The 10,061-nt window shown below is 24.1% G+C and carries 9 protein-coding genes; all 9 read left to right on the top strand.

Annotated features, from left to right (window positions below; all coding sequences use genetic code 4):
• The first annotated feature begins 243 nt into the window (after positions 1–243).
• The 9 genes from N9R85_RS02120 (at position 244) to N9R85_RS02080 (ending at position 10,061) form a co-directional block, all read left to right on the top strand.
• Positions 244–2,070, top strand: coding sequence for an ABC transporter permease (locus N9R85_RS02120; RefSeq protein WP_262858384.1), 1,827 nt, complete (start codon positions 244–246; stop codon positions 2,068–2,070).
• Positions 2,070–2,786 carry an ABC transporter ATP-binding protein gene (locus N9R85_RS02115; protein ID WP_262858383.1) on the top strand — a complete coding sequence of 239 codons (717 nt, stop codon included), beginning with the start codon at positions 2,070–2,072 and terminating at the stop codon, positions 2,784–2,786. Before N9R85_RS02120 ends, N9R85_RS02115 begins: the two co-directional genes overlap by 1 nt.
• Entirely contained in the window at positions 2,764–3,777 is a 1,014-nt protein-coding gene (locus N9R85_RS02110; RefSeq protein ID WP_262858382.1) for an aromatic motif membrane protein, read from the top strand. Before N9R85_RS02115 ends, N9R85_RS02110 begins: the two co-directional genes overlap by 23 nt.
• Positions 3,764–4,630: an aromatic motif membrane protein gene (locus tag N9R85_RS02105; protein WP_262858381.1), complete on the top strand. Its 867-nt coding sequence runs from the start codon at positions 3,764–3,766 to the stop codon at positions 4,628–4,630. The genes N9R85_RS02110 and N9R85_RS02105 overlap by 14 nt, the downstream gene beginning before the upstream one ends.
• A complete protein-coding gene (locus N9R85_RS02100) occupies positions 4,617–5,618 on the top strand; it encodes an aromatic motif membrane protein (RefSeq protein ID WP_262858380.1) in 1,002 nt (333 codons plus the stop codon). The genes N9R85_RS02105 and N9R85_RS02100 overlap by 14 nt, the downstream gene beginning before the upstream one ends.
• 149 nt (positions 5,619–5,767) lie before the next feature.
• Positions 5,768–6,763, top strand: coding sequence for a hypothetical protein (locus N9R85_RS02095; RefSeq protein ID WP_262858379.1), 996 nt, complete (start codon positions 5,768–5,770; stop codon positions 6,761–6,763).
• 113 nt (positions 6,764–6,876) lie between these two features.
• Positions 6,877–7,893: a tryptophan--tRNA ligase gene (gene trpS, locus N9R85_RS02090; RefSeq protein ID WP_262858378.1), complete on the top strand. Its 1,017-nt coding sequence runs from the start codon at positions 6,877–6,879 to the stop codon at positions 7,891–7,893.
• Complete coding sequence (gene thrS, locus N9R85_RS02085) at positions 7,880–9,625, top strand: threonine--tRNA ligase (protein ID WP_262858377.1); 1,746 nt, start codon at positions 7,880–7,882, stop codon at positions 9,623–9,625. The genes trpS and thrS overlap by 14 nt, the downstream gene beginning before the upstream one ends.
• A complete protein-coding gene (locus N9R85_RS02080) occupies positions 9,618–10,061 on the top strand; it encodes a hypothetical protein (RefSeq protein ID WP_262858376.1) in 444 nt (147 codons plus the stop codon). Before thrS ends, N9R85_RS02080 begins: the two co-directional genes overlap by 8 nt.

Here is a 10,061-nt window from a genome sequence, read left to right as displayed (position 1 = left end):
ATACATTTAGCTGACCATTACTAATAAATTGATAGGTTTAGAAGTTAAGATGTATTTAAGACATTTTAATGAATTATTAATTACTATTCAGTTTTCAAAGAATAAGCCCAGAAGGGCATTTTTTTATTTCTTTTTTAAACAGACATTTGACTAACAAAAAAATGTAAAAATATTTTGTTATTTAGTGCTTAATATATAATATTATCATATTACTAAGTAGTAATATGATAAACGGAAGGAAATATGAAAAATACAAAAAATTATATTCAATTCTTACATAAGGTTATTATGAAAAAGAAAAACTCAATTATAATACCGATTATTATAATTTTGTTAATGTTGATTATGACAATAGTTTTTTCTCAAATTAATTTAGATAATAATAAAATCAATATTATTTTTTATATAACTATTGCTATACAATTAATTTTTACAATATTTTTCTCTTCACTTAAATCTATAAATATTTTTAAAGATTTAAGTGAAGACGGTTTAGGATTGTTGACTTTCTCTAAACCGCTATCTAGGAAAAATATTATTTTTGGTAAAATAATAATTAATATTATTATTGGGTTATATTGAACAATGACGTTAACCCTTTTAAATATTTTGTTTGTAAGCGTTTTAAACCCTATTTGGATTATAAAAACGTTATATACAACATTTTTAACTATTTATTTAAGCTATATTCTTTTTGGAAATATAAGTTTATTAATAGCTTATTGATTTAACTCTAAAATAGCTTTAACCTTACCTGTTCTTTTATTTAGTCCGTTAGCTTTTGGTGGAACCCTTATATCAGGCAATACAACTTCAGTTAGTGATAACTTTGCTTTTTATTTAAATACTGAACACAAAAGGAATCCTTCGGGTAATTTAGTTAATGCTGAAGTATTTTATTTAAATAATAATTCTGATAATTTTTATATCGTTCCAAATGGTATGGATAATAAAGAATTTAGAGAAGATCAAAAAATTTTTTTAAATGAAGCATATAAAATTGCTAAAAACGCTCCAAAAAGTTGACAAATTTATTCATTATTATCAACTCCATATCAAATGTTAGATATATTTAATTATGATAATGCAAACATATTTAATCTTTTTAGTGGAACTAAAGTTAATAACTTAGAAAAATATTTAAATTATAATAACAACGAAAGTTTTATATATAACTATTCTTTAAAAGAAAATTCCGATTTAGATAAATATAAAATTCAAGAATTTAATGAAGACGGAACACTTAAAAGAATTTCTGATAATGTTTACTTGGTGCCTGGATTATTGAAAAATAAATCTAATATACCAGGATTAGAAAATAGAAACATAATTTACGCAAGAGAGAAAGCTGATTCATTTAAATTTTTATTCCCAGAAGATCAATATGTTTATTCTTCATCCGATAATTTGGTTGGTGAAATTAAATGAAATTATTTAAGAGAATTATTAAGTGATAAAGTTTTTGTTAATTATGTTACTGAATTTTATAATGACTTTATAAATACAAATAATAATTTATTTGATCAAAGAGATATTAAAGTCACCTTACTTTCGAAAATTGAACAAATTATCAATGATGAATCAAGTGATTTAAATAGATTAGAAACTAATTCAACAGTTTTAAATTCAAAATCACTTCAAACTAAAGAAATAAAAAATATTACTGAAAAGAAAATTTATTTAAGTGTAGCTATTTTGTATTATGCTTATTTTAATTTTATGAATACCAAAAATCAAATAATAGTCGACTCTATTTTAATTAATCCAGTAGATGAGTTAGAATATACTCCATCACAATTATCATTACAAATAGGTGATTTTAAATATAGTATTGGCGGTTATAGTCAATATACACCTAAACAAGAAATAGGCGATAATAATAAAATTATTATTAGATATGAACTAACTAAATCTGACAACTATTTATTTCAAACAAGTAATGAAGTCTTTGAATTATCAAGAACAAATGTCGTAGTTGAAAAAAAATTATATTGGTTAATATGAATAGCAATTATTGGTGTACTTATTACAATTAATAGCGTTTTATATTATAAAAAGGATTATAAATAATGAATGATAATATTTTAGAAGTAAAAGATCTAACAAAAATTTATAAGAGTGTTAACAAAGAAAAAACAGGAGTTTTTTCTCTTAATTTTATTGTTAAAAAAGGATCGTTTCACGCTTTTATAGGTGAAAATGGTTCAGGTAAAACAACAACTATTAAATCAATAATAAGTTCTTATACAAATTATACTGGGGAAATATTAATAGATAATTCTAACGTTAAAGATAATCCGAACATTAAATCTAAAATTGGTTATGTGCCAGAAAGTGCTATTTTTCCTAAAGAATTAAACACTAATGAATATTTACTTTACTTAGGATGTTTAGGTTCTTTACCTAAAAAGGTAGTCCAACAAAAAATAGATTATTTATTAGAGAAATTTAATATTAAAAATTTACAATATAAAAAACCATACGATTTTTCATCAGGTCAAAAGAAAAAAGTTTTATTGATTCAAATGTTACTTAATGACCCTGAATTAATAATATTAGATGAACCCGCAGCAAATTTAGATCCAACGGCTAGATATCAATTATTTAATCTTTTGGAAGAGTTACATTCTAAAGGGACAACAATTTTTATTAGTTCTCATATATTAAGTGAAATTGATAAATACGTTGATTCTTTTACGCTTATTCATAAAGGGAAAATATTGTTTAACGGTGCGAAAACGGAAAATCTAGAAAAAGTATTTTATGAAAAAGTTATTAAAAATTAAGACAAGATTATTAGGGGTTCTTAGTGTAACTGCCGCTATTTCTATACTAACTTCTGCATTAGTTATCTCATCTAAAACAAATAATAAAGATGTAAATAATTATAAAAATTATTTACATAATAATAAAGACGAAAATATATATCTTAAAAATTTAGCTAATACTTTCTTTTTTAATAAAGATTTAGGTGAAACTTTTAAAAATGATTATTTCTTCAATCAAAACAATATTAGTAGTGATTATTTAGATGAACTTAATGTTTCTCTAACATACTCACCATTTTCTGTTGTTAATATTTTAGATAAAGCAAAAGAAATTAAAATAAAGTATGCTAGACAATCGATAGAAATACTAAATAATTTGCTAACTAATAATTGATTTTGATATTTAAATAATTTAGATTCAATGTTATTTCAATTTAATCCTTTTGATAATAAATACAAAGATAATGTGAATGATAAAGGAAAAGCTGATAAAACAAATGTGAATCAATTTAAATTGTTGTTAAAGGAAAATAAATTATTTTATAAAATCAGTTCTAACAATATTAAAGGTTTTAAATTTTATGATTTACCAAATTTGCAAGAAGATATATATACTAATAAAAAAATTGGTTTTATACAAATTTCAAACAACTCTTTAATTCCTTTTTTTGCATATAAAAACAAAGATGAAAATATTTTACAAATAACACCAGATTTATTTGTTTTTGATAATAATTTGAGCGATAAAAATATTACACAAATGTTTGATTTATTTATTAAACTTAGAAATGAAAGAATAGAAGAGGATGTTAAATATTTTAAAAAGATTAAATCCAACAACTATGATGAGACTATTAGTTATAAAAAATATAATGATGTATCTTTATTTCAAATTTTCAATACCGAAAATTATTCTGAATTATTCTTTAAAGAAGTATTTCAATTTAATAAATTAAACAAGAATATCAAAGTTAAAAGATATACATGAGGTTTTAATGAAAATAAATAAATATCTAATTAGTTCCTTAATATCGATGTTAATACCTTTAAGTACGGTATCTTGTGCTGATTTTTCTCAATATTCTAAATCTGAATTAAGTAAAAAAATATTATTATTAGATGAAGTTAGTGAAAAAACGGTAGATAAAAACAAAATAAAAACAGAAGACATTTTAAATAGGATATTAAATCAACTTTTTAAAGGCAATAAAACTAAAATATTAAATTTTTTGAATACACAAAAAGAAAATGAAAAAATTATTTTAGAAAAATTCATTCAAAACCAAAAAGAATTTAGTTCTTTAAGGGATAATGTTTTCAAGATTGAATTTGCAAAAAAACAAAGAGAATTCTTTTCTGCAAATTGATATTTTTTCTTCACTCATATTAATCAATTTGAATTTAATTTCTTAGAATATGTATTTGACGGATTACAAAATGGTAATACTGCTAGTGAGGAATATAAAAAAATTATTCAAAATAAAAAAAGTGTTGATAATTTTTCATTTAAAAATAATTTTTTAGAAAACATAAGAGTGGGAGATGAATCTATTGAGATATCGAACACTAATATTTATTATATTTTAAAAGAAAAAATGGTATTCAGATTAAGTGTAAACGATCTAGATAAAGACCAACCAACAATAAATATATTGCCTATGATTTGATATTTTGCTGAATCAAAGGCTAAATCCACTTCTTTAGCATTGGTATCTTCGGTTGTTCATACATTGTTTATACATAATTATCCGTCTGCATTTTCCGAATTTGAAGAAGTAATGGTTAAAGAACAAAGATATGGAAGTCCTATTTTTGTATATCCAACGATTTTATTTAAAGGAGATAAAAATGAAGAAAAGTAAAATTTTAAAAATATTTTTCAGTTCATTTGTTTTTACTGTGCCTTTATTAATGTCACTTTCGTGTTCAAATAGAACCAATGATGCAAAGAAATTAGAGTCAATTCAAAATAGCATTGAAAAAAATGACGAAAATAAAGAATGAGAAAATTTTATTAATCAAAAATATATAAAATTAATTTTGGATAGATCTTTTAATTCTAAAGAAGAAATTCAAAAATATATTCAAAATCAACAAAGTATTAAGGAAAAATATTTTGATGATATTAAAATTGCATCCAGATTTGGAAATAATATAATTTCTGATTTTGATGATGATAGCAGTTTTTTTAGCAACGGAAAAAACTATATTACTGATAAATCTGCAGATATAAAAGAAGAGTTATATTCAAAAAATTGATTATTTTTTCTCTTTAATATAAATCGTTTTAATTTCTTTCACTTTTCAGATATCGAACCCGATAAAGCCTTTAAAGAAGATTTTATAGAAGGGTTAGAAACTAATAAAAAAATATTTAAAGATTTTTATAATCCTAAAAAATTACAAATTATTGATGCCGCAATACAAGAATACGATTTAAGAGAACTTTCTGTCAAAAATTTTGAAGAAAACGAAGAAAATTCAAATTCTTCAAAATATAAGACAAAAGAGACAACTTATAAATATGAAGATAGAATATATTTTTTATCAGGAGAAGGTTATATATATTTTGTAAGAGTTTTTGGAACAAAAAAAGTTACAAAATACAATAATAATGAAACCTTTGAAAGCAAAAATGTTGATAGAGTATATCTAAATCAATATCTTTATTCATTTCCTAAACTTATTCTGAGTAATGATAAATTAAATGATTTTGATCTAAAAAAATATATTGATACTGTTGCTCCTTGAGAGAGTTCTAAAATAAAACCTAGCGATGCTAAACGTACTTTATTTGTAGAAGAATACGGCGGAGAAACTTTTAGATATACATTAATTGATGTTATTTAAGAAAAAAACGCAAAAACAACGAAATTATTTTTAGTTTTTGCGTTTTTTTATTTTTAACTTTATCTTTTTAAGACTATGGCATAGTCTTAAAAATTTTTTTAATTTAAAATCTGTGGTAAAATAGTTATCAAAAATAGAGAGAGGTAAAGATGAAAAAATATACTAAATCATTGTTATTTTTAGGTTTTGTTAGTTCTTTTGCTATGCTTGCAAGTTGTGCTCATAATATTATAAAAAATAATGATTCAAAAGTTAATAACAATGAACAACATTCGAATAATGATTCAAACGAAGATAATTCTACATTAAAAGAAAATAACATAATAAGTAATGATAATGGAAGTAATGATTCAACTGCAAAAGATAATGAAGAACAAATGCAAAGTGATCAACCTTCTGACAATAACTCCGTAACAAAAGAAAATTTAAGCAATAGTGATCAATCATCAAGAAGTAATCAACAAGGTAGCGAAGATGATAAACATGGCTTAGATAAATACGATAATGTTGATCCTAAAATTTTAGAAGAATTAAAAAAAGTAATATACATTAATCTAAAAGCGATAACCGCATCACAATTTGGTATTTTTGTACATGAATCGGATTGAAAAAAATATAGTTATATAAACGAATTGAATAAAATCACTAGTAAACTTGAAAAAATTGAAAAAGAACACTTAAATGAAATCAAATCACTTAAGAAAATGTTAAGGTTATTTGAAGATTTTTTAAAAAGTAACTCAAATAATTATGATTTTATAAGAGAAGTTTCTGAGGCTTTAAATACAAATAGTGTAGGTCATAGTGATTACGTAAGTCTCTTCCAATTACTTGAAAAATTCGGCACAGAATTATTGGCACAATTAAATTATTATGCAGATAATGAATATAGAATGAGAGTTGTAAAAAGAATGATGGATTCTTTTGATATTATAAATGATAGTAAATTTCTAGATTACACTAATTTTTACGAAATTCAATATCAACTTCAATATTATATAAAAGAAAATAAAGGTAATAATAAAGAGCGTGCCGAAAATATTTTAAGTATAGTGAATGATATTATTGAAAATAAAAGAAATTTAACAAATGAAGAAAAAGAAAAAATTAATTCAGAACTAACTAATATATCAGCTAATAAATAATATAGAAAAGTGTAATTTAATTACATTTTTTTAATAAAATTATTCTTAAAATAAGGGGTAAGATTTTAAATTGTATTATAATTTAATTAATAATTAAATTATTGGAGAAAAATATGAAAAAAACATTACTAAGTGGTATAAAACCTACAGGTAGTTTAACATTAGGTAACTATATTGGCGCTATTAAAAACTTTGTTTTAATGCAAAAAGAATATGAATCATATGTTTTTGTCGCAGACCTACACGCATTAAGTACGGGTGCTGTTGATCCTACTGAATTTAACAAAGCGCGTAAAAGTATTATTGCAATGTATATTGCGTGTGGATTAGATTATGAAAAAACAACTTTATTTTATCAATCTGATATTTTAGCAACGGGTATTTTACAATGACTTTGTACATCATTAACAACCATTGGTGAATTATCAAGAATGACGCAATTTAAAGATAAATCTAGCAAAATGAAACAAGGTAATGGAACCGAAAAAATACCAACTGGTCTTTTGATGTACCCTCCATTAATGGCTGCTGATATTTTACTTTATAATACAGATGTTGTTCCAATTGGAGAAGACCAAATTCAACACTTAGAATTGACCAGAAATATAGCCGAAAGATTTAATTCAAAATATGATTTAGATTTAAAAATACCAACAGGTTATGTTCCTAAAGTAGGAGCTAGAATTAGATCTTTAACAGATCCTAATTCTAAAATGTCTAAGTCTGACTCAAAAAGTGAAAAATCAATAATATATTTACTTGATGACCCCGACAATGCATATTCAAAAATTATGAAAGCTGTTACAGACTCTGAAAATAAAGTTTATATATCAGAAGAAAAACCGGGTGTATTGAATTTATTAAATATTTATGCTTCAATTAAGGAAATTAGTCTAGAAGAAGCGGGAAAAATATTTGTTGATTATAATTATAAAGACTTTAAATCAGCAGTTGGAAACGCTGTTAGAGATTTATTAATTGATATTCAATCTAAATATTACAAAGCTTTAGAAATTGTAGACCAAATAGCTAAAAATGGTGCAAAAAAAGCAAATAGAATAGCAAACGAAACTTTATCAAAAATAATGAAAAATATTGGTTTCGAAGGAGAAATAAATGAAAGCAAATAAACAATTAAACCATACTACAAGTCACCTTTTAGGTGCTGCAGTAGAAAAACTTTATCCTAATGTTAAATTAGGTTTTGGTCCTGCGACTGATGAAGGTTTTTACTATGATTTTGAGTTTTCAGAACCATTGTCAGATTCTGAGTTAAATAAAATAGAGCGTTTAATGAAAAAACTCGCTTCTAGAAATTTAGTAATGAACCAAGTTTCTGAAGAAGAATATGATTTAACAGAAAAACCTTATAAGCAAGAATTATACAACGAGTTAAAAGCAGCAGGCAAAACAATAACATTTTATTCATTAGTTGATCCATTAAGTAAAGAGGTTGTTTTTACTGATTTATGTGCTGGAAACCATGTAGAAGATACTAAAAATATTAAACATTTTAAACTTTTAAGTCTTGCGGGCGCATATTGAAGAGGTAATTCTGATAATATTCAATTAACAAGAATATATGGAACTTCTTGAGAAACAAGACAAGAATTAGAAGACTATTTAGCAATTTTAAAAGATAGAAAAGAAAGAGATCACCGTAAAATAGGTAAAGAAATGAAACTTTTCGCTTTTAATAAATTAGGTGGGCAAGGGTTACCTTTTTGATTAGAAGACGGGATGGCTATTCATAATGAAATTCGTAATTTAGTTTTAAAAAATGACCGTAAATATGGGTTTACTGAGGTTTTAACACCGCACTTTGGTGAAGAAGAATTATATAAAATTTCAGGTCATTTATCACACTATAAAGATGATATGTTTAAACCGATTGTTGTCGAAAATGAAAGATTAATTGCACGTCCAATGACATGTCCACATCACATAATTTGTTATAACACAGAAAAACGTTCATATAGAGATTTACCAATTAGATATAGTGAACAATCACAATTATATCGTTACGAAAAATCTGGAGCTCTTACAGGTCTTGAACGTGTTCGTGGAATGCTCTTAACAGAGGGTCATTTATTTGTGCGTAAAGATCAAATAGCACAAGAATTCAAATCAATGTATCAATTAATTAAAGAAACACTTGAAGCATTCAAAATAAAGATCGATTATGTTTCGTTATCATTACGTGATCAAAATAACAAAGAAAAATATTTTGATGATGATAATATGTGAAATGAAGCAGAAAATGAATTACGTAATGTTCTAAATGAGTTAGGCGTTAAATACGAAGAAAAAGTTGGTGAAGCAGCTTTTTATGGTCCAAAAATGGATATTCAAATTTTTACTGCTTTAGGTCATGAAATAACCGTTTCAACATTACAGTTAGACTTTTTATTACCTAAAAAATTTGAAATAACATTTACTAATTCACAAGGTCAAGATGAAACACCTGTTATGATTCACCGTGGATTAATTGGTACATATGAAAGATTTGTTGCAATATTAATTGAACAAACTAAAGGAGTTTTACCATTTTGACTTGCCCCAAAACAAGTAACCGTTATTCCCGCAACAAATTCAGAAGAAGATTTTGAGTATTCAAAATTAGTTAACGATAAACTTTTTTCACTTGGATTTAGATCGAAATTAAATTCTTCTGAAGAAAGATTAGGTAAAAAAGTTCGTGAAGCACAAATGTCAAAATCTAAATTCCAAGTTATTTTAGGAGAACAAGAAAGAACTTCAAACACTATTTCATATCGTAAATATGGTGAAACAGAAACAACTACAATTTTATTTGACGACTTTATTAATTTATTAGAAAGACTAAAAGAAACACGTGAATAAAAAAATAGCATTAATTTTTAATATTTTATTTGCTTTGAGCGTAATTATATTAGTTCTAATTTCTGGAAGAATAATACCGTGACATTTAATCCAACAAACAAAGAGTTTAAATTTAAACTTTTGAGTAAGAATTATTCTTTCTACATTATTTAGTACAGTTTTTATTATTGGTGGGTTCTTATTAGCTACATATTATTATTACAAATTTAGAAATTTACCATGAGTTATTTTGGTTGTAGGTATTACTAATACACTTATATGAATTCCGTTTGCTAATGATGATAAAAGTTTTCAATGAGTATGATATACTGGTGATGTTATACCTGTTGTAATTATATTTGTCATAATTTACTTTTTATCTATTAAATTTATAACAAATGAGAATGTTGCTAAAATTAGAAATTTTTTAAAAGTTAAATCACCTTTTAAAAAATAA

Origin of the sequence: Mycoplasma sp. CSL7503-lung, from assembly GCF_025515455.1 — a bacterium.
Taxonomy (GTDB): Bacteria; Bacillota_I; Bacilli_A; order Mycoplasmatales; family Metamycoplasmataceae; genus Mycoplasmopsis.
This window is presented reverse-complemented; position numbering and strand designations above follow the sequence as displayed.